Source organism: Acidovorax sp. SDU_ACID1, assembly GCF_045291395.1.
GTDB lineage: Bacteria > Pseudomonadota > Gammaproteobacteria > Burkholderiales > Burkholderiaceae_C > MR-S7.
This window is the reverse complement of sequence record NZ_CP152342.1, coordinates 542,975-568,985: the sequence shown is the minus strand read 5'-3', so window position 1 is coordinate 568,985 and position 26,011 is coordinate 542,975. Positions and strand designations below refer to the sequence as shown.

The window sequence follows — 26,011 nt, the reverse complement described above, 5'->3', positions numbered from 1 at the left end:
GGCACGCGGGCATCAGTAGTCCGGCTGCCAGTCCACGGTGATGCAGCGTCCGGCGAGGTCCACCTTGTCGACGAAGGCGGAGACGAAGGGGATCATGCGCTCGTGCGCCTTGCCCTCGTGCTCGTAGGCCAGCACCAGCGTGGTCTGCGGCCCCGTGGGCAGCAGCTCGCGCACGGTGCCCAGCGGCACGCCCTCGCGGTTGACCACGGGCAGGCCGATCAGGTCGACCCAGTAGTACTCGTCTTCCCCGGTGGCGGGAAAGCTCTCGCGCGGCACGAAGATGCGCGCGCCGCGCAGGGCTTCGGCGGCGTCGCGGTCGTCCACGCCCTGCGCCCAGGCGACCACAGAGTCGGAATGCACGCGCGCCTGCCGGATGACCAGCTGCACGGTGCCGCTGAAAAAGCTCCTGGCGCCCTTTTCCGACGGCTGCAGGAACCACGTCTTGGCGGCGAAGAGCGCCTCGGGGTCGGCGCTGTACGGCAACACCTTGAACCAGCCCTTGACGCCCCAGGCGTCGGCGATGCGGCCCACCTCCACGGCGTCGGGGGGAGTTGGGCGGGGTCCAGGACGGGCAGGTTCTGCATGGCGGTGCTCAATGGAAAAAGGGCGCGCTTCGCATGGAAGCCCGCCCTTTTCATGGATGGGGTCCGGGAATCAGGCGGCCTTCTTGGCGGCTTGCTTGATCAGGCGGTCCACGGTGGGAGAAGGCTGAGCGCCCACGCCCTTCCAGTACGTCAGGCGGTCCTGGGCGATGCGCAGCTCTTCCTCGGCGCCCTTGGCGGAGGGGTTGTAGAAGCCCAGGCGCTCGATGAAGCGGCCGTCGCGGCGCACGCGCTTGTCGGCGACGACGATGTTGAAGAACGGACGGCCCTTGGAGCCGCCGCGGGAGAGTCGAATCACGACCATAATGAATCCTTCGGGTGGGTCGCAGCAAATGCTGCTTCGTTCTTGCGGCGTTTGAGACACGCGACTGGCCACCCGGCCAGCGACACGCAGCAAAGCCGCCGATTATATCCACAACCTGCCTATGCCCCTCATCCGCAGCAGCCGCGACGAAGATGTCGCCGCCATCACCGCCATCTACGCCCACCATGTGCTGCACGGCACGGGCACCTTCGAGATCGATCCGCCCGGTGCCGAGGACATGGCCGCGCGCCGCGCCGACGTGCTGGCCAAGGGCCTGCCCTACCTGGTGGCCGAGGAGGATGGCCGCGTGCTCGGTTTCGCCTACTGCAACTGGTTCAAGCCGCGCCCGGCCTACCGCTTCTCGGCCGAGGATTCGATCTACGTGGCCCACGACGCGCACGGGCGCGGGCTGGGCCGCCTGCTGCTGGATGCGCTGGGCGCGCAGGCCGAGGCCGCGGGCGTGCGCAAGCTGCTGGCGGTGATCGGCGACTCAGCCAACGCGGGCTCCGTCGGCGTGCACCGCGCGGCAGGCTTTGCCCACGTGGGCGTGCTGCGCTCGGTGGGCTGGAAGTTCGGCGCATGGCGTGACATCGTGCTCATGGAAAAGCCCCTGGGCGCAGGCGACTCCACCGCACCCGAGTGACCGAGCGCCAATAATGGCGCCCCATGAAGAACAAGACCATCGCGGCGTGGCTCGCATTCCTTGGCGGCCCCCTGGGGCTGCACCGCTTCTACCTGCATGGCCTGGGCGACATGCTCGGCTGGCTGCTGCCGTTGCCGACGGCGCTCGGCGTGTACGGCATCCAGCGTGTGCAGCAACTGGGGCAGGACGACCAGCTGAGCTGGCTGCTGATTCCCTTGCTGGGCTTCACGATCGCGGGCTGCGCGCTGCGCGCCATCCTCTACGGCCTGATGCCGCCCGAGAAGTGGAACGCGCGCTTCAACCCGCAAGGTGCGCCCGATGCCGCGCCGGGCTGCACGAACTGGTTCACGGTCTTCGCCATTGCAGCCGCACTCATGATCGGCACGGCCGTGCTGATGGCCAGCATCGCTTACAGCTTCCAGCACTACTTCGAATACCAGATCGAGGAAGCCCGCAAGATTTCACAATGAAATCGGGCTCCAGCGCTTGCCGAGCAAGCGCTGGCAGCTATTAAATCAATAGAGCTGCAGGCTGATCCAGTAGGCGATGGCGGCCACGAAGGCGCTGGCCGGGATGGTGAGGATCCACGCCCAGACGATGTTGCCCGCCACGCCCCAGCGCACGGCGCTCGCGCGCTGGGTGGAGCCCACGCCGACGATGGCGCCGGTGATGGTGTGGGTGGTGGAGACGGGAATGCCCAGCGCCGTGGCGATGAACAGCGTCATCGCGCCGCCGGTCTCGGCGCAGAAGCCCCCCACGGGCTTGAGCTTGGTGATCTTCTGGCCCATGGTCTTGACGATGCGCCAGCCGCCGAACATGGTGCCCAGGCCGATGGCCGCATAGCACGAGACGATGGTCCAGGTGGGCGGCGCCGAGTCGCTGGCCGAGGCGTAGCCCGTGGCGATGAGCAGCAGCCAGATGATGCCGATGGTCTTCTGCGCGTCGTTGCCGCCATGGCCCAGGCTGTAGGCGCCGGCCGAGACGAGCTGCAGGCGGCGGAACCACTTGTCCACCCGGTTGGGACGCATGCGGCGGAACATCCAGGCTACGGCCACCATCATCAGCGAGCCCAGCAGGAAGCCCAGCAGGGGCGACACGAAGATGAAGGCCACGGTCTTGAGGATGCCGCTGGCGACCAGTGCGCCCGCGCCGGTCTTGGCCATCACCGCGCCCACGATACCGCCGATGAGCGCGTGCGACGAGCTGCTGGGGATACCGTAGTACCAGGTGATGACGTTCCAGGTGATGGCCCCGACGAGCGCGCCGAAGACCACGTGCGTGTCCACCACGCCCGGCTCGACGATGCCCTTGCCGATGGTGGCCGCCACGCTCAGGTGGAAGACGAAGATGGCGACGAAGTTGAAGAACGCCGCGAAGACCACCGCCTGCGTCGGCTTGAGCACGCCCGTGGAAACCACGGTGGCGATGGAGTTGGCGGCGTCGTGGAAGCCGTTCATGAAGTCGAACACGATGGCCAGCGCCACCAGCACGACCACGACCCACAGGGCGGTTTGTACTGTTTCCATGCTTGGGACGAGAGGCGAAGCGGGACGGAGCCCCGGCCTCAGGAGTTCTCGAGGATGATGCCTTCGATGAGGTTGGCCACGTCTTCGCAGCGGTCGGTGATGGTTTCCAGCAGCTCGTAGATGGCCTTGAGCTTGATGACCTCGCGCACGTCCGGCTCCTCGCGGAACAGCTTGCTCATGGCGCTGCGCAGCACGCGGTCGGCGTCGCCCTCCAGGCGGTCGATCTCCTCGCAGGTCTTCAGGGCGGCCTCGGCCACGGCGGGATCGGCGATGCGCGAGAGCAGCTGCACGGCGTCGCGCACGCGCTCGCAGCACTTGACACTCAGGTCCGTCAGGCGCGTGATCTCGTCCGTCATGTGGCGGATGTCGTACAGGGCCATGGTTTCGGCCGAATCCTGGATCAGGTCGGCCACGTCGTCCATGGTGTTGATCAGCGAGTGGATCTGCTCGCGGTCGATCGGCGTAATGAAGGTCTGGTGCAGCGTGCGGTTGACCTCGTGCGTCACACGGTCGGCGGCGCGCTCGGCGTTGTCCACGTCCTGGTTGTACTGGTCGCGCAGGTGGGTGTCGCCATAGTGGGCCACCAGTTGGGAAAAGGCCCGTGCCGCCTCGACGATGCGATCTGCATGCTGGTTGAACATCTCGAAAAAATTGCCCTCGCGGGGCAACAGCTTTCCAAACAACATGCGGACTCCTGGTCGGACCTTTTCAACGGCTTCGTGACGCAGAGAACATCGTGTGACAAATCTGCGAAAGGCGCGAGTTTAACCGGCTGGGCCATGCCCCTCGGAACGCCGGTGCAGCGCCCCGGCGCGTAGGACCCTGCCGACAGCCATGCACCGCGTGGACCCACAGCCTGCGCCGCGCCCGGTCCGTAGATTGGGGCCTCGGCCATGCGGACATGGCATGCCTTCCCTTCACCCCACCAAGGACCCCGCCATGAAATTGACACCCTCCTTTCGCACCCTTCCCTGCCTGGTCGCCCTGGCCTGCGCGGCCGGTGCCGTGCATGCGCAGAACCAGCCCGCCCCGATGTCCGAGCGCTCCTTCGTGCCCGGCACGCAGGCCGGCTACATGGGCATCAGCGCCGGCCAGTCCAAGTACGACCTGCGCAGCGGCACGGGCGGTTTCGGCTTCGACGACAGCGACACCGCGTTCAAGATCTACACGGGCGGCTATTTCAACCCCTACTTCGGGCTGGAACTGGGCTACCTGAACATGGGCAAGGCCGACCGCATCGGCGGCAACACCAAGGCCCAGGGCCTCAACCTGAGCCTGATCGGCCGTGCACCGCTGGGCGAGCAGTTCGACGTGTTCGGCAAGCTGGGCACCACCTACGGCCGCACGCGCACCGGCGGCTACAGCGGCTTCGGCGTGAATACGGGCAAGGACAGCGGCTTCGGCCTGTCGTACGGCCTGGGCGTGCGCTGGGCCTTCACGCCGCAGTGGGCGGCCGTGCTGGAATGGGAGCGCCACCGCTTCCACTTCGCCGACGGCAGCTCGGACGTGGACATGACCTCGCTGGGGCTGCAGTACCGCTTCTGACCCTTCCGCCTGGGTTCAGCCCCTCTTTCGAGGGGCTTTTTCATGCGCTGCGGAAGATGAAATACACGGCGCCCACCAAGCACAGACCCGCCCACAGGTAGTCCCACTTGAGCGGCTCGTTCATGTAGAACACGGCGAACGGCACGAACACGGTGAGGGTGATCACCTCCTGCATGATCTTGAGCTGGCCCACGCTGAACTGCGTGTGGCCGATGCGGTTGGCCGGCACCTGCAGCAGGTATTCGAACAGCGCGATGCCCCAGCTCACCAGCGCCGCCACGTACCAGGGCGAAGTGGCCAGGTTCTTGAGGTGGCCGTACCAGGCGAAGGTCATGAAGACATTGCTGGCCGCCAGCAGCAGGATGGTCTGCAGGGGGATGGGCAGGGATTGCAGGGTGTGCATGGCGCAGGGTTTTATAAGCCAGATTGCACTCTAGCGCATATCCAGCAAGCGCTGGCAGCTATGAAAAAGAAAGCACCGCCGCAGCGGTGCTTTTGGGTGGAGAGCGGGCCGCGCCTCACTCGCCCAGGTAGGCCGCGCGCACGCGCGGGTCGTTCAGCAGATCCTGCCCGCCGCCCGCCATGGTGATGAGGCCGGACTCCATCACATAGCCCCGGTCGGCGATGGCCAGCGCCCGGCTGGCGTTCTGCTCTACCAGCACGATGGTCACGCCCAGGGCGTACACGTCGCGCACCACCTCGAAGATCTTGTCCACCATGATGGGCGACAGGCCCATGGAAGGCTCGTCGAGCAGCAGCACCTTGGGCTGGCTCATCAGCGCGCGGCCCATGGCCAGCATCTGCTGCTCGCCGCCGGACATGGTGCCGGCCAGCTGGTCCTTGCGCTCGCGCAGGCGCGGGAAGATAGTGAACATCTTCTCGATGTCGGCCTGGATACCCGCCTTGTCGTCGCGCGTGTAGGCGCCCATGAGCAGGTTCTCGGTGATGGTCATGCGCGCGAACACGCCGCGGCCCTCGGGCACCATCACCAGGCCCTGCTTGACCAGGTCCCACGCACCCTTGCCGCGGATGCTCTGGCCCAGGTATTCGATGTCGCCATCGTTCATGCCCAGGGTGCCGGTGATGGCCTTCATGGTGGTGGTCTTGCCGGCGCCGTTGGAGCCGATGAGCGTGACGAGTTCGCCCTCGCGCACCTCCATGTCCACACCCTTGACGGCCTGGATGCCGCCGTAGGCCACCTTCAGGCCCTTGACCTGCAATAGAACTTTGTTGGATTTCTCGGCCATTTCTTTCGGTCCTTCAGTGCCCGCCGGTGCCCAGGTAGGCCTCGATCACTTTTTCGTTCTGCTGCACTTCGGCAGGGGTGCCCTCGGCGATCTGCTTGCCGTAGTCGAGCACCGTCACGCGGTCGCACAGGCCCATCACCAGCTTCACGTCGTGCTCGATGAGCAGGATGGTGCGGTCGTCGTTGCGGATGCGGTCGATCAGCTCGCGCAGCTGCACCTTCTCGGTGGCGTTCATGCCGGCCGCGGGCTCGTCGAGCGCGATGAGCTGCGGGTCGGTGGCGAGCGCCCGGGCGATCTCCAGGCGGCGCTGGTCGCCATAGGACAGCGTGCGCGCCTTGAAGTCGGCGTACTTGCCGATGCCCACGTAGTCGAGCAGCTCCTGCGCGCGGTGGCGAATAGCCGCTTCTTCCTCCTTGAAGCCCTTGGTACGGAACACCGCGCCGAACAGCCCCGAATGGGTGCGGATGTGGCGGCCCACCATCACGTTCTCCAGCGCCGTCATGTCGGCGAAGAGGCGGATGTTCTGGAACGTGCGCGCGATGCCCGCCTTGGCCACCAGGTGCACGGCGGTGGGCTCGTAGGGCTGGCCCGCCAGCTCGAAGGAGCCCGCGTCGGGCGTGTACAGGCCCGTGATGACGTTGAAGAACGTCGTCTTGCCCGCGCCGTTGGGCCCGATCAGGCCGTAGACCTGGCCGCGCCGGATGGTGATGCCCACGCCAGACAGCGCCTGCAGGCCGCCGAAGCGCTTGGAGATGCCCGCGACCTTCAGCACCACTTCTTTCGATGTATCTGCCATGTTCTTGCTTCTCGCGTGGTGGTGTCAGGACTTCTGCACGAGGCTCTTGCCGTGCTCGGGCGAGGGCCACAGGCCGCGCGGGCGCAGCAGCATCACGATGATCATCGCCAGCGCGATCAGGAGCTGGCGCAGGATGGACGAGTCCAGGCGCCCGTCGGTCATGGCCTGCAGCGGGCCGGCCACGTAGCGCAGCACCTCGGGCAGCGCCGACAGCAGCACCGCGCCCAGGATCACGCCCGGGATGTGGCCGATGCCGCCGAGCACCACCATGGCGACGATCATCACCGACTCCATGAGGCTGAAAGACTCGGGCGACACGAAGCCCTGGAATGCGCCGAACATGGCCCCCGCCACGCCGCCGAACGAAGCGCCCATGCCGAAGGCCAGCAGCTTCATGTTGCGGGTGTTGATGCCCATGGCCTTGGCGGCGATCTCGTCCTCGCGGATGGCCATCCAGGCGCGGCCGATGCGCGAGTCCTGCAGCCGGTAGCACACCAGGATGGTGACGAGCACCAGCGCCAGGAACAGGTAGTAGTACAGCGTGACCGAGTTGATGTCGTAGCCGAACAGCTCCAGCCTCCGCCCCAGGTCGAGTCCGAACACCTTCACCGAGTCGATCTGCCCCAGGCCCTTGGGGCCGTTGGTGATGTTGACCGGGTGGTCCAGGTTGTTCATGAAGATGCGGATGATCTCGCCGAAGCCCAGCGTCACGATGGCCAGGTAGTCGCCGCGCAGCTTGAGCACCGGGATGCCCAGCAGCACCCCCGTGCACGCCGCCAGCACCAGCGCCAGCGGAATCACCAGCCACAGCGAGATGTGCAGCCCGTCGGGGAAGTGCGCGGAGAACCACGCGAAGTTGTCCGCCAGGTGCGGCGAGGCCAGCAGGCCGAACATGTAGGCGCCCACGGCGTAGAAGGCCACGTAGCCCAGATCGAGCAGGCCTGCGTAGCCCACCACGATGTTCAGGCCCAGGGCCAGCATCACGTAGAGCAGCGCCAGGTCGGCGATGCGCACCCAGGCGTTGCCGAAGTACTGCAGCACCAGCGGCAGCACCAGCAGTGCGATGCCGCCCAGGATCCATTGGATCTTGTTGTTTTTCATGTGTGTGCTCCCTCTTGTCTCAGGCGCGGTCCGCCACGCGCTCGCCCAGCAGGCCCGAGGGGCGCAGCGTGAGGATGATGATGAGCACGATGAAGGCGAAGATGTCGGTGTAGTGGCTGCCCAGCACGCCGCCCGTGAGCTGGCCGATGTAGCCCGAGCCGATCGCCTCGATCAGCCCCAGCAGGATGCCGCCGACCACTGCGCCAGCGAGATTGCCGATGCCGCCGAACACCGCCGCCGTGAAGGCCTTCAGGCCCGGCAGGAAACCCATGGTGTGCTGGGCCGTGCCGTAGTTCGACGCCCACATGATGCCGGCGATGGCCGCCAGCACCGCGCCGATGATGAAGGTGGCGGAGATCACCATGTCGGGCTTGACGCCCATGAGCGCCGCCACACGCGGGTTCTCGGCCGTGGCGCGCATGGCACGGCCCAGGCGCGTGTAGCTCACCAGGTAGACCATGGAGGCCAGGGCGACCACCGTCACGCCCAGGATGAGGATCTGCGTGGTGGTGATCACCGCGCCGCCGATCTGGAAGGGCGCGGCGGGCAGCAGCGTGGGATAGGGCTTGTAGTTGGGCTTCCAGACGATCATCGCCAGCGTCTGCAGCAGGATGGACATGCCGATGGCGGTGATCAGGGGCGCCAGGCGCGGGCTGTTGCGCAGAGGCTTGTAGGCGACCTTCTCGATGGTGAAGTTGAGCACTGCGGCCACCACGCAGGCGATGAGGGTGGCCAGCAGGAGGATGCTCCAGCCCGGCGCGCCGGGCATGGCCTCCTGCATGAGGCCGATGCAGCTCCAGCTGGTGAGCGCCCCGATCATGAGCACTTCCCCGTGGGCGAAGTTGATGAGCTGGATGATGCCGTACACCATGGTATAGCCCAGGGCTATCAAGGCGTACATGCTGCCCAGGACCAGACCATTGATGATCTGCTGCAGCAAAATGTCCATAAATTGAGTCCTTTGTAATGACGCGCGCACCAGCAGGCACCGCCAACCGGTGCAGCCTTGTGGGCCCGTCTGCCATCTAGCAAAAAACCCGCCAGGATGGTCTGTGCGGGTTCAGTGAAGAAATTTTGTCACGGCTTTTGCGTTGTCTCCATCGCGTTCCGGCGGGGTTTTCCCTTGCTCCCCCAACACATCAGGGAACCATTTGCGCGATTAGAAATTCTGATGGCGGCCGTGTAAGCAGGGAATGCGCTTATTCCCAAAAGGACGGGATTCACGGTGGACGGGCCATGCGGCCCAGGCCACTCAGTCCTGCGCAGGCGGGGGCGCAGCGGCGGCATTGCGCGCGCGCAGCTCGTCGAGCTTCTGCCCGATCTTGATCTCCAGCCCGCGCGGCACGGGCGCGTAGAAGCCGGGCGGCTCCATGCCCTCGGGCAGGTAGCTCTCGCCCGCGGCGAAGCCCCCTTCCTCGTCGTGCGCGTAGCGGTAGCCCTTGCCGTAGTCCAGCTCCTTCATGAGCTTGGTCGGCGCGTTGCGCAGGTGCATGGGCACGGGGCGCGTGCCGTCCTGCTTCACGAAGGCACGCGCCTTGTTGTAGGCCATGTAGCCCGCGTTGCTCTTGGGCGCCACGGCCAGGTACAGCACGGCCTGGGCCAGCGCCAGCTCGCCTTCGGGCGAGCCCAGGCGCTCGTAGGTCTGCGCGGCCTCGTTGCAGATCTGCATGGCGCGCGGGTCGGCCAGGCCGATGTCCTCCCACGCCATGCGCACGATGCGCCGGGCCATGTAGCGCGGATCGGCCCCGCCATCGAGCATGCGCACCAGCCAGTAGAGCGCCGCGTCCGGATCGCTGCCGCGCACGGACTTGTGCAGCGCGCTGATGGTGTCGTAGAACTGCTCGCCGCCCTTGTCGTAGCGGCGCATGCGCTCGCCGAGCACCTGCAGCAGCCAGGCGTCGGTGATCGTCTCCACCTTCGCCTGCTCGGCGGTGACCGCCAGCGTCTCCAGCGTGTTGAGCAGCCGCCGCGCATCGCCGTCAGCATAGGCGATGAGGCGCTCCAGCGCTTCTTTTTCGATAGCTGGCAGCGCTGGCCCAGCCTGGGCTTTGGCCACGATCTGCTTCAAATCGTCTTCGGACAGCGGCTGCAGCACGTACACGGCAGCGCGCGACAGCAATGCGGAGTTGACCTCGAACGACGGGTTCTCGGTGGTGGCGCCGATGAAGGTGAAGAGGCCGCTCTCCACGTGCGGCAGGAAGGCGTCCTGCTGGCTCTTGTTGAAGCGGTGCACCTCGTCCACGAAGACGATGGTGCGCTGCTGCATCAGTCCGTCGCGCGCGATCTCGGCCTGCTGCACCGCGTCGCGGATGTCCTTCACGCCGCCCAGCACCGCGCTGATGCTGATGAACTGCGCATCGAACGCCTCGGCCATGAGCCTCGCGATGGTGGTCTTGCCCACGCCCGGCGGCCCCCAGAGGATGCAGCTGTGCGGCCGGCCGGACTCGAACGCGAGGCGCAGCGGCATGCCCGGCCCCAGCACGTGCTGCTGGCCGATCACCTCGCCCAGCGTGCGTGGGCGCAGGCGCTCGGCCAGGGGCTGGTGGACGGGAGCAGGAGTCTTCGCGGCAGGCATAGGCCCCTGATCGTAGCGGTCTTGTAGCCCCCGGGCAGGCTTTCTATGATGTGCCTCCCTTGTCCTACGGAAAGTTGCCATGCGCTACCACGGAAGCTGCCACTGCGGCCAGATCGCCTTCGACGTGGAGGGCGACGCGATCACCCAGGCCATGGCCTGCAACTGCTCGATGTGCCGGCGCAAGGGATCGCTGTTGTGGTTCGTGCCGCGCGAGCGGCTCGCGCTGGCCACGCCCGAGGAACAGATGGGCACCTACACCTTCCACAAGCATGTGATCCGGCACCGCTTCTGCCCCACCTGCGGCATCCACCCCTTCGGCGAAGGCACGGGCCCCGACGGACGGGCCATGGCGGCCGTCAACGTGCGCTGCCTGGACGGCGTGGACCTGGAAGCGCTCGCCGTCACCCATTACGACGGCCGGTCGGCCTGACGACGCCATGCCCATCCGCATCGTCCGCCTCGGCAGCCCGCGCGCCCCCGACGAGGGCACGCGCATCGGCACCGTGCGCCGCCCGCCGCGCGGCGTGCCCAGGGAGCAGTTCGCGGCGCAGGACTGGTACGACGTCTGGTACCCCAACCTGGCCCCGGGCAACGACACCGTGAAGATGGCCCAGGCCGCCGCCACGCCGCAGGAATGGGCAGCCTTCGAGCGCCGCTACCGCGCCGAAATGGCCACGCCCGAGAACCGCCACAGCATCGCGCTGCTGGCCGCGCTCTCGCAGCAAAGCCATTTCTCCGTGGGCTGCTACTGCGAGGACGAGGCGCACTGCCACCGCTCCGTACTGCGCGCGCTGCTGGCCGACGCCGGCGCGCGCATCGTGGATTGACGGCCGCCCCCATGCCCCGCCGCGAATCGCTGGACGCGCTCCTGCGCCGCGTGCGCGCCTGCGCGATCTGCGCGCCCGCCCTGCCGCTGGGCCCGCGCCCCGTGCTGCAGGCGGGCACCAGCGCGCGCATCCTCATCGCCGGCCAGGCGCCGGGGCGCAAGGTGCACGCGAGCGGCATCCCTTTCGACGACGCGAGCGGCGAACGCCTGCGCGCCTGGCTGGGCCTGCCGCGCGAGGTGTTCTACGACCCCGCGCGCACCGCCATCGTGCCCATGGGCTTGTGCTACCCCGGCCGGGGCGCCTCGGGCGACGCGCCGCCGCGCCCCGAATGCGCGCCTGCCTGGCGCGTGCCGCTGCTGGAGCGGCTGCCGCAGATCGCGCTGACGGTGGCCGTGGGCCAGTACGCCCTGGCCTGGCATCTGCCGCAGCAACGCGGCCGGCCGCTGGGCGAGACGGTGCGCCAGTGCGACCCGGCGCAGGGCGCCGTGCTCGCCCTGCCCCACCCCAGCCCGCGCAACAACGGCTGGCTGCAGCGCCACCCGTGGTTCGAGGCCGAATGGCTGCCCCAGGTGCGTGCGCGTGTGGCCGCGGTGCTGGCGGAAGATTCAAGCCAAATCGGTCTCTAGCGCTTACCCATGAAGCGCAAGCAGCTATCAAAATGGAGCGATCGCGACAAATATAGACCAATCGGTCTAATTCATGGAATAATGAAACCGATCAGTCCAATATCGAATCCATGCAACCCTCCACCGCCCCGCGCCGTCGCGGCCGCCCGCCGAAGCACCTGGCCGAACCGCGCCAGGACACGCGCTCCCTGCTGATACGCACGGGCGTGGCCGTGCTCACGGAGAAGGGCTACTCGGCCGTCGGCATCGACGAGATCCTGCGCCAGGCCGCCGTGCCCAAGGGCTCGTTCTACCACTGCTTCGAGAGCAAGGAAGCCTTCGGCCAGGCGCTGATCGCGGCCTATGCCGACTACTTCGCGCGCAAGCTGGACCGCTGGCTGCTCGACGCGGACACGCCCCCGCTGCAGCGGCTGCGCCGCTTCATCGACGATGCCACGCAGGGCATGGAGCGCCATGGCTTCCGGCGCGGCTGCCTCGTGGGCAACCTGGGGCAGGAGATGGGCACGCTGCCCGAGTCCTTCCGCGCGCAGCTGGAGGGGGTCTTTCTCGACTGGCAGGCGCGCACCTCCGCCTGCCTGGCCGAGGCCCAGCGCGCGGGCGAGATCGCGCATCACCACGACTGCGTGGCGCTCGCGGAGTTCTTCTGGATCGGCTGGGAGGGCGCCGTGCTGCGCGCCAAGCTCCAGCGCAGCGCGGCACCGCTGCAGGCCTATGCCAGCGGCTTTTTCCAACTCTTGACCACTTGAGGAGACACCATGTTCCGAGGCTTGCTCATCGACAAACAGGACGGCCGGCAGACCGCCGAGGTACGGATGCTGGAAGAGGCATCGCTGCCCGAAGGCGAAGTGACCGTGCGCGTCGCCTGGTCCACCCTCAACTACAAGGACGCGCTCGCCATCACCGGCCGCTCGCCCGTGGTGCGCAAGTTCCCGATGGTGCCGGGCATTGACTTCGCGGGCACCGTGGAATCGTCCACCGATCCCGCGTACAAGCCCGGCGATGCCGTGGTGCTCAACGGCTGGGGCGTGGGCGAAGGGCACTGGGGCGGGCTGGCCGAGCTGGCCCGCGTGCCTGCGCGCTTCCTGATTCCCCTGCAGGCACCCTTCACGCCGCGCCAGGCCATGGGCATCGGCACGGCCGGCTACACCGCCGCGCTGTGCGTGCTGGCGCTGGAGCGCCACGGCGTCACACCCGACAAGGGCCCCGTGGTGGTGACCGGCGCGGCGGGCGGCGTGGGCAGCGTGGCCGTGGCACTGCTGGCCAAGGCGGGCTACGAGGTGGCCGCCGTCACGGGCCGGGTGCAGGAGGCCGGCTTCCTCACCGGCCTGGGCGCGCGACACATCATCGACCGCGCGGAAATCTCCCAGCCCGGCCGGCCGCTGGAAAAAGAGCGCTGGGCCGGCGCCATCGACGTGGCGGGCGGCCAGGTGCTCGCCAACCTGTGCGCCGCCATGCGCTACCGCGGCGTGGTGGCGGCCTGCGGGCTGGCGGCGGGCATGGGCTTTCCGGCCACGGTGGCGCCCTTCATCCTGCGCGGCGTGACCCTCGCGGGCATCGACAGCGTGATGGCGCCCACGCCCGACCGCCTGCAAGCCTGGCAGCGCCTGGCCGCCGACCTGGACATCGCCGTGCTCGAAAAGCTGATGCACGAAATTCCGCTGGACGACGCCATCGCCATCGCGCCCGACCTGCTCGCAGGCCAGGTGCGCGGCCGCCTCGTGGTGCGCGTGGGCGCATCGCAATGAACCTTTTTCAGAAGAGCACCATGACCGCCACCCCATCGATCAGCCGCTTTCCCGTCCCCGAGATCAAGGACCTGCCCGACGACATCCGCGAGCGCGTGCTCGCCGTGCAGGAGAAGGCCGGCTTCGTGCCCAACGTGTTCCTGGTGATGGCGCACCGGCCCGACGAGTTCCGCGCCTTCTTCGCCTACCACGACGCGCTGATGGAAAAGCCCGGCAACCTCACCAAGGCCGAGCGCGAGATGATCGTCGTGGCCACCAGCAACGCCAACCAGTGCCAGTACTGCGTGATCGCCCACGGCGCCATCCTGCGCATCCGCGCCAAGAACCCTCGAATAGCCGACCAGGTGGCGGTGAACTACCGCAAGGCCGACATCACGCCGCGCCAGAAGGCCATGCTGGACTTCGCCATGAAGGTCTCGGCGCGCGCGCAGGAGGTGGACGACCAGGATTTCGGCATGCTCCAGCAGCACGGCTTCACCCAGGACGACATCTGGGACATCGCAGGCATCGCCGCGTTCTTCGGGCTGTCCAACCGCATGGCCAACGTCACCAGCATGCGGCCCAACGACGAGTTCTACGCCATGGGGCGGTAGGGCACACGCCTGGAAGCGCACCGGATATGCTGCACGCCTGCCCTCTGCCGCGAGCCCGCCATGTCCCTTGCCGCCAATATCGGCGTTGCCCTGATCGGCCTGTTGCACGTCTACATCCTCGTGCTGGAAATGTTTCTGTGGGAGAAGCCCGCAGGCCGCCGGGCCTTCGGCATGACGCGCGAGCAGGCGGCCGCCACCAAAGTGCTGGCCGGCAACCAGGGCCTGTACAACGGTTTCCTGGCCGCCGGCCTGTTCTGGGGCCTGGCAGTGGACGGCATGGCCTGGAAAGTCTTCTTTCTGCTGTGCGTGCTGGTAGCGGGCCTGTATGGCACGGCCACGGCCAGCCGCAAGATCCTGTTCATCCAGGCGGTCCCTGCGGCTATCGGGATGGCGCTGGTGCTGCTGGCTTGATTTTTTAGATAAAAAGGCCTCCAGCGCTTTTCCAGCAAGCGCAGGCAGCTATGAAAAGAGAAGCAACTACTGTTGCAGCACGTCCGCCCCTGAAGGCGGCTTGAACGTGAACGTGCCCGCAGGCAGTGCCAGGTTGAGCTGCATGCCCGTGAAACGGATCAGCGAGCGCTGGCCGAAGCTGTCCAGAATGTCCAGCGCGGCGAGCGCATCGCCGTCGAAGCCGACGCGCACGCTTTTCAACTGGCCTTCCTTGGCCTTCGGCGTGGCGAGTACCCACTGCAGGCCGCCCTCATCGGGTGCGGCTTCCAGCGTGAAATCGGCGCGCAGCGCGCCGAGGTCGGGCGCTGAGGCGAGCAGTGCCGCGGGCGTGGAGCCCAGGGCCTTGTCCTGAGCGCGCTGGGTGACCTGATTCAGGTCGGCGTCATAGAGCCAGAGCGCCTTGCCGTCGGCCACGATGGTCTGCGCAAACGGTTTTTCGTAATTGAACTTGAAGCGGCCGGGGCGCTGGAATTCGAAGCTGCCGCTCGACGTCTTTGCACGCGCAGCCTGCCCATCCTTCGGCGGCGCGGTCACGGTCTGCGTGAACGCGGCGCGGCCGGACTGGGCCGTCTTCATGAAGTTCTCAAGGCTTTTCAAGCCGTCAGCCCATGCAGAGCAGGCGCTGGCAGCTATGAATACAGTAGCAAAAATTTTCTTCAAGGCAGGGGTTCCTATTCACTGCGCGCGGGCACGAGCACTTCGCGCTGGCCGCTGGCCGTGAGGGCACTGACCAGGCCGGCCTTTTCCATGTCTTCGAGCAGGCGCGCCGATCGGTTGTAGCCGATGCGCAGCTTGCGCTGCACGTAGGAGATGCTGGCCTTGCGATCCTTCAGCACCACCTCCACGGCCTGGTCGTACATGGGGTCTTTCTCGCCCCCGCCGCCTTCGCCGTCGCCCAGCCCGAAGCCGCTGTCATCGCCCTCGACGGTACCGCCTTCGAGCACCCCTTCGATGTAGTCCGGCTCCCCTTGTTCCTTAAGGTAGCTGACGACACGGTGCACCTCGTCGTCGGAGACGAACGCGCCGTGCACGCGCACCGGCAGGCCCGTGCCGCTGGCCATGTAGAGCATGTCGCCCATGCCCAGCAGCGCCTCGGCGCCCATCTGGTCGAGGATGGTGCGACTGTCGATCTTGCTGCTGACCTGGAACGCGATGCGCGTGGGGATGTTGGCCTTGATGAGGCCGGTGATCACGTCCACGCTGGGCCGCTGCGTCGCCAGGATCAGGTGGATGCCGGCCGCGCGCGCCTTCTGCGCGAGGCGGGCGATGAGTTCCTCGATCTTCTTGCCCACGACCATCATCAGGTCGGCCAGTTCGTCGATCACCACCACGATGTGCGGCAGGCGCTGCAGCGGTTCGGGCTCCTCGGGCGTGAGGCTGAAGGGGTTGGGGATGGATTCCTCGCGCGCCTTGGCGTCGTCTATTTTTGCGTTGTAGCCCGCGAGGTTGCGCACGCCCAGCTTGCTCATGAGCTTGTAGCGCCGCTCCATCTCGGCCACGCACCAGTTCAGGCCGTGGGCGGCCTGCTTCATGTCGGTGACCACGGGCGCGAGCAGGTGCGGAATGCCTTCGTAGACCGACATTTCGAGCATCTTGGGGTCGATCATCAGCAGGCGCACGTCGCGCGCCTCGGCCTTGTAGAGCAGCGAGAGGATCATGGCGTTGATCCCCACCGACTTGCCCGAACCCGTCGTGCCTGCCACCAGCACGTGCGGCATCTTGGCGAGGTCGGCCACCACGGGCGCGCCCACGATGTCCTTGCCCAGGCCCATGGTGAGCATGCTCTTGGCGTCGTGATAGACCTGCGAGCCCAGGATTTCCGAGAGCTTGATGGTCTGGCGCTTGGCGTTGGGCAGCTCCAGCGCCATGTAGTTCTTGCCGGGGATGGTCTCGATCACGCGGATGGACACCAGCGAAAGCGAGCGCGCCAAGTCTTTCGCCAGGTTGACGATCTGCGAGCCCTTCACGCCCGTGGCGGGCTCGATCTCGTAGCGCGTGATGACGGGGCCGGGCATGGCGGCCACCACCGTCACGTCCACGCCGAAATCCTTGAGCTTCTTCTCGATGAGGCGGCTGGTCATTTCCAGCGTCTCGGGCGCCACGGTTTCCTGGCGCGCCTGCGCCGCGTCGAGCAGGTCCACCTGCGGCAGCGGGCTGTCCGGCATGTCGGAGAACAGCGGCTTCTGGCGCTCCTTGACCACGCGCGTGCTCTGCGGCGCCTCCTGCAGCACGGGCTCGATGATCTGCACGGGTTGCGGATGGTGTTCCTCGATCTCGTGGCGCTCCTCCTGCACCACCTCCTCGCGCTCGCGCGCCGCGCGGCGGCCCACGGCCACGTCCTTGGCCTTCTCGCGCCGCGCGCGGCCGGTCTGGACCAGCGCGTCGATGCGCCCGCCCAGCCGCTCGGCCAAGTGTCCCCACGAGAAGCGGAACACCAGCGCCGCGCCCAGCACCACCAGCACCACACCCGCCAGGCCCGAGCCGGTGAACCCGAGCCACTTCACGGCCAACGGCCCCGTCACATAGCCCAGCACGCCGCCCGCATGGCCAGGCAGCAGGCTCTCGAAACGGTACAGGCGCGACCACTCCAGGGCCGCGCTGGCGCACAGCAGTAGCGCCAGGCCGGCCCAGAACAGGCCGCGCCGCAACCAGGGGCCGTGCGCGCCCTGCAGCGCCTCGCCACCGCGCATCCAGCGCGCCAGCGACGCCAGCCAGGCGCGCACGCCGGCAGCCACGCACCACCAGACGGAAAAGCCCAGCGCGAAATAGCTGCCGTCGGCCAGCCAGGCGCCGAAGCGCCCGACCCAGTTGGACAGGGGCCGGCCCGCGCCCGAAGTGGACCAGGCCGCGTCCTGCGCGGAATAGCTCGTGAGGGCCAGCAGCCAGAAGACCAGGGCCAACAGGCCTAGCACCAGGCCGATCTCGTGGCCGAAGCGCGCGGCGCCCGTGCGGGGCGCCGATTTGCCGGAGGAGGAAGCGTTCAGGGTATTGAGGGAATACGTCATGGCACAGGTAGCGCGCGAGCTTACCGCAGGGCCGTTCAGCCCAGCGCGTCGAGCCGTTCTTTGAGCACGGTGGCGCCCGAGGGCTGCGCCTCGATGAAGCCGCGCTCGTCCAGGTCCTTCATGACGCGGCTGACCATCTCGCGCGAGGCGCCCACCACCTTGGCCAGGTCCTGGCGCGAGATCTTGTCGCGGATCACCAGCCGGCCCTGCGCGTCGGGCTCGGCCGACTCCAGCAGCGCGCGGGCCACGCGGCCGTACACGTCCAGCAGCGCCAGCGACTCGATGCGGCGGTTGGCGTGCCGCAGGCGCTTGACCAGCCCGCGCATGAGCGCCAGCGCCATGGAGGCGTTTTCGGCCAGGCAGCGCGTGAACTCGGCGCGCCCCAGCACCAGCACGTCGGTCTGCACCTCGGCGCTGACGGAGGCGCTATGGGTATTGCCGTCGATGATGCTCATCTCCCCGATGTAGTCGCCCGGCCCCAGCGTGGCCAGGATCACCTGGCGCCCGCGGCTGTCGGTGGCCACTACGCGCGCGCGGCCGGTGAGCAGGAGGAACAGCGCATCCGATTGGCGGCCCTGCTCCACCAGCGCCTCGCCGCGCTTGTAGCGCCGCTTGACCACCGCGCTGCCCAGCGCCTGCGCCTGCGTGGCGTTCAGCAGGGAAAACAGGGGCACGCGGCGCAGCAGGTCGAGATTGGACAGCATGGTGGACATGGGGGATTCCCTGGAAACGGAGGGCGATTCGGCCTGGGAACGCGCCCGGTGCGCGCCCTTCATACAATGAATGTTTGCGCCGGAAGGACCGCGCGCGACGCAACGCACTTTCTACCATGTCCACTACCCAACACGCCAAAGTCATGATCCTCGGCTCCGGCCCCGCAGGCTACACCGCTGCGGTGTACGCGGCGCGCGCCAACCTCAACCCGGTGCTCATCACCGGCATCGCCCAGGGCGGCCAGCTCATGACCACGACCGAGGTGGACAACTGGCCCGCAGACGTGAACGGCGTGCAGGGCCCCGAGCTGATGCAGCGCTTCCTGGAGCATGCCGAGCGCTTCAAGACGCAGATCGTGTTCGACCACATCAACACGGTGGACCTGTCCAAGCGCCCCTTCACCCTCACGGGCGACAGCGGCACCTATACCTGCGACTCCCTCATCATCGCCACCGGCGCCTCGGCCAAGTACCTGGGCCTGCCCTCGGAAGAAGCCTTCATGGGCAAGGGCGTGTCGGCCTGCGCCACCTGCGACGGTTTCTTCTACCGCGAGCAGGACGTGTGCGTGATCGGCGGCGGCAACACCGCCGTGGAGGAGGCGCTGTACCTGTCCAACATCGCCCGCAAGGTGACGCTGGTGCACCGCCGCGACAAGTTCAAGGCCGAGCCCATCCTCGTGGACAAGCTCATGGAGAAGGTCAAGGAAGGCAAGATCGAGCTCAAGACCCACTTCACGCTCGACGAAGTGCTGGGCGACCAGAGCGGCGTGACCGGCATCCGCATCAAGAGCACCCAGGACGGCCATACCGAGCAAATTGCCCTGCAGGGCGCCTTCATCGCCATCGGCCACCATCCCAACACCGACATCTTCCAGGGCCACCTCGCCATGGAGAACGGCTACATCGTCACCCAGGGCGGCCTCAAGGGCTTCGCTACCCAGACCAGCGTGCCGGGCGTGTTCGCCGCCGGCGACGTGCAGGACCACGTGTACCGCCAGGCCATCACCAGCGCCGGCACGGGCTGCATGGCGGCGCTGGATGCGCAGCGCTTCCTGGAGCAGCAGGAGTAACGTCGCCAGACGCGCCTGGCTGGCCACGCCTAGCCGGCCGCGCTATAATGCGCGGCTTTGCTGAATTTGCAGCAATCGGGTTACCGCCACCCGTTCCAACTGGCGAGGTGAGGTTGCAGGCCGCACGGGCCCGCAGCCGTGAACTACCGGAGTGTCCTCATGGCACGCGTATGTGAAGTAACGGGCAAGAAGCCCATGGTGGGAAACAACGTTTCCCACGCCAACAACAAGACCAAGCGCCGTTTCCTGCCCAACCTGCAGTACCGCCGTTTCTGGGTAGAGAGCGAGAACCGCTGGGTGCGCCTGCGCGTTTCCAGCGCCGCCCTGCGCCTGATCGACAAGAACGGCATCGACTCCGTGCTCGCAGACATGCGTGCCCGTGGCCAGGCCTGATTCACTGAAGGAGAAACACCATGGCTGCTAAAGGCGGACGCGAAAAAATCAAGCTGGTGTCGACGGCCGAGACCGGTCACTTCTACACCACCACCAAGAACAAGAAGACGATGCCCGAGAAGATGTCGATCATCAAGTTCGACCCCAAGGCTCGCAAGCACGTCGAGTACAAGGAAGCCAAGCTGAAGTAATTCGGCCCCCGTTTCCCGAAAAAACCGCCTCGCTTTGCGCGCAGGCGGTTTTTTTATTCCCTCTAAGGCTCTAAGGCCGCACGCCCTGCCCCAGTTGGCAGCAGGCCATGGCCCCCAGTTCGCGCACGGCCTGCTCCATCGTGGCATCCACCGGGTGGGTACAGGCCAGTCGCATGCAGTGCTCATAGCGGCCCGAATTGGAAAACATGCTGCCCGGCGCCGTGCGGATGCCGCACTCCAGCGCCTCGGTGAAGAGTTGCGACGTGGAAAAGCCCGCGGGCAGTTCCAGCCACAGGCACAGGCCGCCGGCCGGCAGGCTCAGCCGGGTGCCGATGGGAAAGTGGTGCGCCACCAGCCGGGCCATGGCCTCGCGCTGCTGCTTGAGCTGCTGCCTGAGCTTGTGCATGTGGCGCTGCTGCGCGGCCGAGCCCATGAGCGCGGCCACCACCAGCTGACCCAGGGTCTGGGTGTTGCGACTCTGAGCGAACTTGAGCATCTGCACGCGGCCGTGCCAGCGGCCCGCATTCATCCAGCCCTGGCGCAGGCCGGGCGCCAGGCTCTTGTTGAAGGCCTGACAATAGATGACGTGGCCCGAGGCGCTGTCCCACGCCTTGAGAGGCCGGACCGGCTGACTGCCCTCGACGAAGAGGCCGTAGGAGTCGTCTTCGATCAGCGCCGCCTCATGGGCCGCGCACAGGGCCACCAGCCGGGCCTTGTGTGCATCGGGCATGCGCGTGCCCAGCGGCATCTGCAGTTCCGGCACCACGACCACGGCCTTGAGCCGCGGCTGGGTCTGGAAAGCCAGCTCCAGCGCCTCGATGGACAGGCCGGTGCGCGGGCTGCACGGGATCTCCAGCGTCTTGAGCTGCAGCGACTCCACGACCTGCAGCAGGCCGTAGTAGGTAGGCGACTCCACCGCCACCACGTCGCCGGGCGAGGCTACCGCCGCCAGCGCCAGGCTCACGGCTTCGGAGTTGCCCGTGGTGGCCAGCACATCGGCGGGCGCCACCCGGATGCCCACCGACAGGGCCTGGCGCGCCATGGCCTGCTGGAAATCGGGGTGGTTGCCCTGGTTGGCCAACAGCGAGCGGCCCTGGGTCAGCAGCGTCGGGTACGTGCGCAGCAGCCGGGCCACGGTCTTGTTGAGAACCTGGTGGTCGAACAGGGATGCCGGCGGCGTACACCCGCCGAGGTCCACGCGCACCGCGGCCTGCCGCCCGCGTTCCAGCAGCAGGGAGATGTGGGCGTTGATGCCGACGAAGTGGGCATGCGGGTCTTGCGGCACGGGGTGGACGGGCTGGCTCAGATCCGGCTCGCTGACCAGCTCCAGGCGGTCCTGGCGGCTGTCGCGCACGAAATAGCCCACGCGCGGCCTGGCTTGCAGATGGCCCAGCGCCTCCAGGTGCCTGAGCATCTGCAGCGCCGTGGACAGGCTGACCTGGTGCCTGTGCATGAGCTCCCGCACCGAAGGCATGCGCTCCCCCGCCTGCAGCGTTCCCATCTCCATGGCTGTTACGTAATCCGACGCCAGGCGCCGATAAAGCGGAACAGGCGGCGCGAAGGAAGTGCTGGAAGCGATCTGCATGAGAGGGGGAGTCACGATGACTGGCCCGATCATGCCCCAGGCCTCTGTTCTGGAACAGATACAGATGCATGGAAAAACAGCCGGAACAGCCGTCGTGTTTCTTCTCTGCTGCACTGCAATATGACGCGGGCTGTGCCTGTTGCCTTTGCCTTCGGTTGCCTACGCTTTGGGGGTCTGAAAAACGCTTGCTCCTCCCGCCAGAGGCCCACCCCATGCACACCGATTCTCACCCCCTCGCACCCACCATCCACCGCCTCGCCGCCGGCCAGGTGCAAAGCTTCCAGTTCCGCCAGGGCAGCGAAGTGTTCTGCAGCCAATGCCCGTTGCAACTGACCGTGGCACCAACGGCCTGGTGGGAGGACTGCCGTGGCCAGGTGCTGCTATTGGCGCCGGGCCAGGGCTGGCGCGCGCCGCACCACCTCTGGGTCCAGTTGGCACCGATCCCGGCATCCGCCCGGGACGGCGCCTTCCTGGTCCGCATCACCCCGCCCCCTGAAAAGCAAAGCCGCTCCGTCCCGCAGGGACTGGAGCGGCTGTGGCGGGTGCTGGGACGGAGCCAGGGGCTCAGGCGTGCGCAGCGCGCAGTTTGACGGAAAACTCCCTGAGCATGGCGATGCCGCTGGCTTCGGCCCGCTGGCACCAGGCCTGGAGCTGGCCGGTCAACTGTTCGCGCGACAGCGTGGTGTTGAGCCACAGCTGGCGCAGTTCCTCGCGCATGGTCAGCATCTGGTCGATCACGGGGTGGGCCGCACGCGCCTGGGCCAGCTGCACCTGGGCGCGCTCGGGCACCTTGTCGGTGTCGCGGTGCAGCCAGCGCTGCGCGGCCAAGAGCCGCGACACGTCCGACTGCTGCGCCTTGCGCTGCTTGAGCGCGTCCAGCTCCTGCCGCACGGCGGCGCGCACGCCGCGTGCATAGCGGGCCATGACCTCGTAGCGGTTGGAGATCACGGCCTCCAGGGTGGTCTCGTCGGCCACGGGCTTGACTGCCCCGATGCGCAGGCGCGGCGGGGTCTTCTTGACCTTGGCCCAGCCGATCTTCTGCATGGCGCTGATGTAGACCCAGCCGATGTCGAACTCGTAGGGCTTGACCGAGAACTTGGCCGACGTGGGATAGGTGTGGTGGTTGTTGTGCAGTTCCTCGCCCCCGATCACGATGCCCCAGGGCACAAGGTTGGTGGAGGCATCCTGTGCCTCGAAGTTGCGGTAGCCCCAGAAGTGGCCCACGCCGTTGACCACGCCGGCAGCCCAGAACGGAATCCAGAGCATCTGCACCGCCCATACGGCCGCACCGATGGCGCCGAACAGCAGCACGTCGAGCACCAGCATCAGCGCCACGCCGTGCCAGGTGAAGCGGCTGTAGACGTTGCGCTCCATCCAGTCGTCGGGCGTGCCGTGGCCGAACTTGCGCAGCGTCTCGGCATTCTTCGCCTCGGTGCGGTACAGTTCCGCACCCTGCCACATGACGGTGGACAGGCCGCGCGTCTGCGGGCTGTGCGGGTCGTCCGCGGTCTCGCACTTGGCGTGGTGCTTGCGGTGGATGGCCACCCACTCCTTGGTGACCATGCCGGTGCCGACCCACAGCCATAAGCGGAAGAAGTGCGAAGGAACGGGCCCCAGGTCCAGCGCCCGGTGGGCCTGCGAACGATGCAGGAAGATCGTCACGGCCGCGATGGTGACGTGCGTCGTGGCCAGCGTGTAGAGCAGCACCTGCCACCAGGACAGGTCCCACAAGCCATGGGCCAGCCAGTCGATGGCGGTATTCAGCACGGCCCAGTCAGGTAACAACATACGAAAAAACCCATTCACCCAGAGAAAACATGCACCACGATAGTAGGGAACGCCCGCGCATGGCAGGCGTGGATACCCGACAGCAGAAAGGGGCGTATCTCAGCCCTTGCGCGTCCAGACGGCGGCGAAGAAGCCGTCCGTCTGGTGCAGATGGGGCCACAGGCGCAGATATCCAGCGCGGCACAGGCTCTCGGCCTGCGGCACCTTGAGCTGCGCCAGCAATGCGCCCGCGTCCTGGTGCACGAAATCGGCATGTGCGGCGGTGAAGGCCTCGGCAATGGCCTCGTTCTCCTGCGGCAACACGCTGCAGGTGGCGTAGACCAGCCGCCCGCCAGGCTTGACCAGCCGCGCCGCGCTCTCCAGGATGGCCGTCTGCTTGGCCGCCAGCTCCTGCAGCGCCTGGGGCGACTGGCGCCACTTCAGGTCGGGATTGCGGCGCAGCGTACCGAGGCCGGAGCACGGCGCATCGACCAGCACGCGGTCGATCTTGCCGGCCAGGCGCTTGATGCGCTCGTCGCGCTCGTGGGCGATGGCCGCCGGGTGCACGTTCGACAAGCCGCTGCGCGCGAGCCGGGGCTTGAGCGATTCGAGCCGGTGGGCCGACACGTCGAACGCGTACAGCCGCCCCGTGCTGCGCATGGCCGCGCCGATGGCCAGCGTCTTGCCGCCCGCGCCCGCGCAGAAATCCACCACCATCTCGCCGCGCTTGGCATCCAGCAGCAGCGCCAGCAGCTGCGAGCCCTCGTCCTGCACCTCGATGGCGCCGCGCGTGAAGGCGTCCAGCTTGGTGAGCGCGGGCTTGCCTTCCACGCGCAGGCCCCAGGGGGAATAAGGCGTTGCTACCGTCTTGATAGCTGCTTGCGCAAGCTCCTTCTGGGTTTGCTCGCGTTTTTCCTTCAAGGCGTTGACGCGCAGGTCGAGCGGCGCACCCTGCGCCAGGCTGTCCGCCAGCGCCCAGAACCCCTCCTCGCCCAGTTGCGCGCGCAACGGCGCCACCAGCCATTCCGGCAGGTTGTGCCGGTGCGGGGCCAGCAGGTCTTGCGGCGCCACCGCGTCGCACTGGTCCAGCCAGGTCTTTTCCTGCGGCGACAGCACGCTCTTGACGAAGTCGCGCGGGCCGTAGAAGCCCAGGATGGCCAGGCGCCGTTCCTTGGGGCCTGACCCAGAGCGCGCGAGTTGCTCGAACAGCAGCTTCTTGCGCAGCACGGCGTAGGCCGTCTCGGCCAGCGTAGCCCGCTCGCGGGGGCCCAGGCTGCGGTGCTCGCGGAAGTAGCGCGAGACGACGGCATCGGCCGGATGTTCGAAGGTAAGAGTCAGCCTGACGAGTTCGGCGCAGGCGTCCAAAAGGGCGTTGGGATGCATGCCGCGATTGTCCCACCCCCGCCTGCCATGCCGGCCGGCGCCTCATTGCCGCTGCGCTGCCCCGGGCATGACGGGGCGCAGGTCCACGTAAGGTGTAGCGGGCTTCTGACCGGGCGGCAGCGCGGCAGGCACGGCGTGGCCGCTATCGCCCAGCGACCGCACGAAATGGTAGATCGCCCGCAAGTCGCCCTGCTCCATGGCATGCAGCGAGAACCAGGGCATGGGAGGCCGGGTCTTCACGCTGCCGGCGTATTCCAGCCACTGCTGCTCGGTCATGGCGCGCACCGTCTTGCGCAGGTTGGTCGGGTAAGTGGTGCCCCAGTGGCCGTGCCAGCCCATGGCGTCGCCGATGAGCCAGTCCTTCTCGGCCACGTTGCCCCCGCGCTGCGCGTACTGCGGCGTGTGGCAGTCGTTGCAGCCGGTGGTTCTGACGAGGTAGCGGCCGCGCTCGATCTGCTTTGTGTCGAACTCCGGCGCGCACTGCGCCGCCAGGGGCCAGGCGAGAGCGATCAGCAGGGAGATGGGTTTCATGGCTTGGAGGCTCCTGTACAGCGCGGGCGGATGGACCGCAGGCCTGCGCCCGCCATGGCCAGTCCCAGCAGCGCCAGCGCCGCGCCTTGCGGGCCGGGCACGGGCGTAGCCTGGGCAGGAGGCGATGGCGGCGCGGCGAATGTGGCCCTGAAGACCAGGTCCCACACGCCCATGTCCGCCCAGGCCGTGCCGGTGAGGTGCGCGCTGTTCGTGCTGCCCAAATAGACGAAGCCGCCACCGCTGTATGCGTTGGACTGCAGGAAGCCCCAGCTCGGCGTGGTGCTGCCTGCGTCGTACAGGGTGGTGCCCAGCAGCACGTAGGTCTGCCCTGGCGCCACCGGCATGCCGCCCGGCGGCGCGAAGGCGTATTCCAGGACGTCGCCGTCGGCGCCCGTGATGGAGACAGGCGCGCTCTGCCACAGCGGGCTGCCCACGGCGCGCTGCTGCGCCGCATCCCAGGCATAAACGGCGGCGCGGAAGGGCCGGCTGTGCCCCATGGCGTCGATGTAGAAGCTGAAGCCGGTCAGCCGGTCGTGGCCCGCAGGCACGGTGATGGCCTGACCAAAGGTGGGCGTGCTGCCGAAGCCGCCCAGCGTGTTGCTGCCGTCCCAGGCGGGCCTGGTGTCGATGTTCTGGGCGCTCGCCGCGGCGGCGGTCAGCGCCGCCGTGGCGGCGAGCGCAATGGTGATGGGATGGAACTGCATTTTTCCGGGGGAGAGGTTTCTTGTTCAGCGACCCAGGCAGTGTCCCGGTCCGGGCCGCTGCGCACCGTTAAATCTTGGTTAAGCGCGCC

At 67.5% G+C, this 26,011-nt stretch carries 31 protein-coding genes and 1 pseudogene; 14 read left to right on the top strand and 18 right to left on the bottom strand.

Translation table 11 applies throughout. The features are described 5' to 3' along the window. Nucleotides 1–12 precede the first annotated feature (12 nt). Together rimM and rpsP are read right to left on the bottom strand one after the other, a co-directional pair. Nucleotides 13–584, bottom strand: a pseudogene (rimM, locus tag AAG689_RS02760) (ribosome maturation factor RimM). A gap of 70 nt (nt 585–654) precedes the next feature. Further along, nucleotides 655–906, bottom strand: a complete 252-nt coding sequence (gene rpsP / locus AAG689_RS02755) for a 30S ribosomal protein S16 (RefSeq protein WP_020226801.1) — start codon at nt 904–906, stop codon at nt 655–657. A gap of 121 nt (nt 907–1,027) precedes the next feature. Between rpsP and AAG689_RS02750 the strand changes: the two genes are divergently transcribed. Both AAG689_RS02750 and AAG689_RS02745 read left to right on the top strand, forming a co-directional pair. Further along, complete coding sequence (locus AAG689_RS02750) at nt 1,028–1,549, top strand: N-acetyltransferase family protein (RefSeq protein ID WP_406624660.1); 522 nt, start codon at nt 1,028–1,030, stop codon at nt 1,547–1,549. Between the two features lie 23 nt (nt 1,550–1,572). Beyond that, nucleotides 1,573–2,019, top strand: coding sequence for a hypothetical protein (locus tag AAG689_RS02745; RefSeq protein WP_406624659.1), 447 nt, complete (start codon nt 1,573–1,575; stop codon nt 2,017–2,019). Between the two features lie 45 nt (nt 2,020–2,064). Here AAG689_RS02745 and AAG689_RS02740 read toward each other — a convergent pair whose 3' ends face one another. Both AAG689_RS02740 and AAG689_RS02735 read right to left on the bottom strand, forming a co-directional pair. Further along, the gene (locus tag AAG689_RS02740; protein ID WP_024000790.1) at nt 2,065–3,075 is read right to left on the bottom strand and encodes an inorganic phosphate transporter; all 1,011 of its coding nucleotides are present in this window, start codon (nt 3,073–3,075) and stop codon (nt 2,065–2,067) included. A gap of 38 nt (nt 3,076–3,113) precedes the next feature. Further along, on the bottom strand, nt 3,114–3,761 hold the full coding sequence (locus AAG689_RS02735) for a DUF47 domain-containing protein (RefSeq protein ID WP_020226797.1): 648 nt from the start codon (nt 3,759–3,761) through the stop codon (nt 3,114–3,116). A gap of 253 nt (nt 3,762–4,014) precedes the next feature. On the opposite strand from AAG689_RS02735, the gene AAG689_RS02730 reads away from it, so the two are divergent. After that, nucleotides 4,015–4,620, top strand: a complete 606-nt coding sequence (locus AAG689_RS02730; RefSeq protein WP_406624658.1) for an outer membrane beta-barrel protein — start codon at nt 4,015–4,017, stop codon at nt 4,618–4,620. 40 nt (nt 4,621–4,660) lie between these two features. Here AAG689_RS02730 and AAG689_RS02725 read toward each other — a convergent pair whose 3' ends face one another. From AAG689_RS02725 to AAG689_RS02700, 6 genes are all read right to left on the bottom strand, one after another. Next, nucleotides 4,661–5,023 (bottom strand): DMT family protein, encoded by a 363-nt coding sequence (locus tag AAG689_RS02725; RefSeq protein ID WP_020226795.1) that lies wholly within the window; start codon nt 5,021–5,023, stop codon nt 4,661–4,663. 115 nt (nt 5,024–5,138) lie between these two features. Then, nucleotides 5,139–5,867, bottom strand: a complete 729-nt coding sequence (locus AAG689_RS02720) for an ABC transporter ATP-binding protein (protein WP_024000788.1) — start codon at nt 5,865–5,867, stop codon at nt 5,139–5,141. A gap of 13 nt (nt 5,868–5,880) precedes the next feature. Continuing rightward, nucleotides 5,881–6,663, bottom strand: a complete 783-nt coding sequence (locus AAG689_RS02715) for an ABC transporter ATP-binding protein (protein WP_034689720.1) — start codon at nt 6,661–6,663, stop codon at nt 5,881–5,883. 24 nt (nt 6,664–6,687) lie between these two features. Next, nucleotides 6,688–7,764 (bottom strand): ABC transporter permease subunit, encoded by a 1,077-nt coding sequence (locus AAG689_RS02710; protein WP_020226792.1) that lies wholly within the window; start codon nt 7,762–7,764, stop codon nt 6,688–6,690. A gap of 19 nt (nt 7,765–7,783) precedes the next feature. Then, nucleotides 7,784–8,713: a branched-chain amino acid ABC transporter permease gene (locus tag AAG689_RS02705; protein ID WP_020226791.1), complete on the bottom strand. Its 930-nt coding sequence runs from the start codon at nt 8,711–8,713 to the stop codon at nt 7,784–7,786. A gap of 303 nt (nt 8,714–9,016) precedes the next feature. Beyond that, nucleotides 9,017–10,339: a replication-associated recombination protein A gene (locus AAG689_RS02700; protein ID WP_406624657.1), complete on the bottom strand. Its 1,323-nt coding sequence runs from the start codon at nt 10,337–10,339 to the stop codon at nt 9,017–9,019. A 79-nt stretch (nt 10,340–10,418) separates the two neighbouring features. Here AAG689_RS02700 and AAG689_RS02695 point away from each other — a divergent pair, with 79 nt between their 5' ends. From AAG689_RS02695 to AAG689_RS02665, 7 genes are all read left to right on the top strand, one after another. Further along, entirely contained in the window at nt 10,419–10,769 is a 351-nt protein-coding gene (locus AAG689_RS02695) for a GFA family protein (RefSeq protein WP_020226789.1), read from the top strand. A gap of 7 nt (nt 10,770–10,776) precedes the next feature. Continuing rightward, entirely contained in the window at nt 10,777–11,166 is a 390-nt protein-coding gene (locus AAG689_RS02690) for a DUF488 domain-containing protein (protein ID WP_406624656.1), read from the top strand. Between the two features lie 11 nt (nt 11,167–11,177). After that, nucleotides 11,178–11,792 (top strand): uracil-DNA glycosylase family protein, encoded by a 615-nt coding sequence (locus AAG689_RS02685; RefSeq protein WP_406624655.1) that lies wholly within the window; start codon nt 11,178–11,180, stop codon nt 11,790–11,792. A 110-nt stretch (nt 11,793–11,902) separates the two neighbouring features. Then, nucleotides 11,903–12,538: a TetR/AcrR family transcriptional regulator gene (locus tag AAG689_RS02680; RefSeq protein ID WP_406624654.1), complete on the top strand. Its 636-nt coding sequence runs from the start codon at nt 11,903–11,905 to the stop codon at nt 12,536–12,538. Nucleotides 12,539–12,547: 9 nt separating this feature from the next. Beyond that, nucleotides 12,548–13,537, top strand: coding sequence for an MDR family oxidoreductase (locus AAG689_RS02675; protein WP_406624653.1), 990 nt, complete (start codon nt 12,548–12,550; stop codon nt 13,535–13,537). A 20-nt stretch (nt 13,538–13,557) separates the two neighbouring features. Next, nucleotides 13,558–14,130 (top strand): peroxidase-related enzyme, encoded by a 573-nt coding sequence (locus AAG689_RS02670; RefSeq protein WP_406624652.1) that lies wholly within the window; start codon nt 13,558–13,560, stop codon nt 14,128–14,130. Nucleotides 14,131–14,190: 60 nt separating this feature from the next. Next, nucleotides 14,191–14,541, top strand: coding sequence for a DUF1304 domain-containing protein (locus AAG689_RS02665; RefSeq protein ID WP_406624651.1), 351 nt, complete (start codon nt 14,191–14,193; stop codon nt 14,539–14,541). 66 nt (nt 14,542–14,607) lie between these two features. On the opposite strand, the gene lolA is transcribed toward AAG689_RS02665, so the two are convergent. The 3 genes from lolA to AAG689_RS02650 are packed head-to-tail and all read right to left on the bottom strand — an operon-like array spanning nt 14,608 to nt 18,298. Next, entirely contained in the window at nt 14,608–15,240 is a 633-nt protein-coding gene (gene lolA / locus AAG689_RS02660) for an outer membrane lipoprotein chaperone LolA (RefSeq protein WP_406624650.1), read from the bottom strand. Nucleotides 15,241–15,251: 11 nt separating this feature from the next. Beyond that, nucleotides 15,252–17,585 carry a DNA translocase FtsK gene (locus tag AAG689_RS02655; RefSeq protein WP_406624649.1) on the bottom strand — a complete coding sequence of 778 codons (2,334 nt, stop codon included), beginning with the start codon at nt 17,583–17,585 and terminating at the stop codon, nt 15,252–15,254. A 35-nt stretch (nt 17,586–17,620) separates the two neighbouring features. Beyond that, on the bottom strand, nt 17,621–18,298 hold the full coding sequence (locus AAG689_RS02650) for a Crp/Fnr family transcriptional regulator (RefSeq protein ID WP_020226781.1): 678 nt from the start codon (nt 18,296–18,298) through the stop codon (nt 17,621–17,623). Between the two features lie 116 nt (nt 18,299–18,414). On the opposite strand from AAG689_RS02650, the gene trxB reads away from it, so the two are divergent. The 3 genes from trxB to rpmG all read left to right on the top strand — a co-directional run bounded on the left by trxB (nt 18,415) and on the right by rpmG (nt 19,952). Continuing rightward, the gene (gene trxB, locus AAG689_RS02645; RefSeq protein WP_406624648.1) at nt 18,415–19,368 is read left to right on the top strand and encodes a thioredoxin-disulfide reductase; all 954 of its coding nucleotides are present in this window, start codon (nt 18,415–18,417) and stop codon (nt 19,366–19,368) included. 159 nt (nt 19,369–19,527) lie between these two features. Continuing rightward, nucleotides 19,528–19,761, top strand: a complete 234-nt coding sequence (rpmB, locus tag AAG689_RS02640) for a 50S ribosomal protein L28 (RefSeq protein ID WP_003058229.1) — start codon at nt 19,528–19,530, stop codon at nt 19,759–19,761. A 20-nt stretch (nt 19,762–19,781) separates the two neighbouring features. Beyond that, nucleotides 19,782–19,952, top strand: a complete 171-nt coding sequence (gene rpmG / locus AAG689_RS02635) for a 50S ribosomal protein L33 (RefSeq protein WP_013518066.1) — start codon at nt 19,782–19,784, stop codon at nt 19,950–19,952. 70 nt (nt 19,953–20,022) lie between these two features. Here rpmG and AAG689_RS02630 read toward each other — a convergent pair whose 3' ends face one another. Next, nucleotides 20,023–21,537, bottom strand: a complete 1,515-nt coding sequence (locus tag AAG689_RS02630; RefSeq protein ID WP_406624647.1) for a PLP-dependent aminotransferase family protein — start codon at nt 21,535–21,537, stop codon at nt 20,023–20,025. Nucleotides 21,538–21,749: 212 nt separating this feature from the next. On the opposite strand from AAG689_RS02630, the gene AAG689_RS02625 reads away from it, so the two are divergent. Beyond that, nucleotides 21,750–22,127, top strand: coding sequence for a hypothetical protein (locus AAG689_RS02625; protein ID WP_406624646.1), 378 nt, complete (start codon nt 21,750–21,752; stop codon nt 22,125–22,127). On the opposite strand, the gene AAG689_RS02620 is transcribed toward AAG689_RS02625, so the two are convergent. From AAG689_RS02620 to AAG689_RS02605, 4 genes are all read right to left on the bottom strand, one after another. Beyond that, nucleotides 22,102–23,325, bottom strand: coding sequence for a fatty acid desaturase (locus AAG689_RS02620; RefSeq protein ID WP_406624645.1), 1,224 nt, complete (start codon nt 23,323–23,325; stop codon nt 22,102–22,104). The two genes, AAG689_RS02625 and AAG689_RS02620, sit on opposite strands and share 26 nt — an antisense overlap. Nucleotides 23,326–23,424: 99 nt before the next feature. Continuing rightward, nucleotides 23,425–24,687, bottom strand: a complete 1,263-nt coding sequence (locus AAG689_RS02615; protein ID WP_406624644.1) for an RsmB/NOP family class I SAM-dependent RNA methyltransferase — start codon at nt 24,685–24,687, stop codon at nt 23,425–23,427. A gap of 42 nt (nt 24,688–24,729) precedes the next feature. Then, complete coding sequence (locus tag AAG689_RS02610; RefSeq protein WP_406624643.1) at nt 24,730–25,218, bottom strand: cytochrome C; 489 nt, start codon at nt 25,216–25,218, stop codon at nt 24,730–24,732. Continuing rightward, nucleotides 25,215–25,922, bottom strand: a complete 708-nt coding sequence (locus tag AAG689_RS02605; RefSeq protein ID WP_406624642.1) for a hypothetical protein — start codon at nt 25,920–25,922, stop codon at nt 25,215–25,217. The genes AAG689_RS02610 and AAG689_RS02605 overlap by 4 nt, the downstream gene beginning before the upstream one ends. Between the last annotated feature and the right edge of the window lie 89 nt (nt 25,923–26,011).